The 355-nt window shown below is 41.1% G+C and carries 1 protein-coding gene; it reads left to right on the top strand.

The window, feature by feature from the left end; all coding sequences use genetic code 11:
• The coding region (locus B4I81_RS03755) for a hypothetical protein (protein WP_291107766.1) at nucleotides 1–193 on the top strand (193 nt) is incomplete at its 5' end.
• Between the last annotated feature and the right edge of the window lie 162 nt (nucleotides 194–355).

Here is a 355-nt window from a genome sequence, read left to right as displayed (position 1 = left end):
CCTTGTGTTCCTTGTGGTTAAGTTTTACACCGAGCTGCACGGAGTTTCTTTTGATGTGGATTTTGTTGAAAGAGCTGCACAGAGAGCGCTGCGCTTGTATTGGAACGCAGATGACGCTGATTTGACTGATTTACACGGGTTTTTTATTTTATGGTCAGCTAAAGCTGATACGGATGTAACGGGTTTAATTTGATGGTGGTAAGGGTACAGGTTTCAGGTTTCAAGTTTTTGGAACACGGATGGAAGGAATTGAAGAAATTTTTAAAATAACTTTGCGTGCTTAGCGAAAAACTTGGCTCCTTTGCGTTAAAATTCACTCCGAGCTGCTCCGAGTTTCTTTTGTTGTTGATTGTGT

The organism is Flavobacterium sp. UBA6195, from assembly GCF_002422095.1.
In the GTDB taxonomy this organism is placed as follows: Bacteria; Bacteroidota; Bacteroidia; order Flavobacteriales; family Flavobacteriaceae; genus Flavobacterium.
This window is presented reverse-complemented; position numbering and strand designations above follow the sequence as displayed.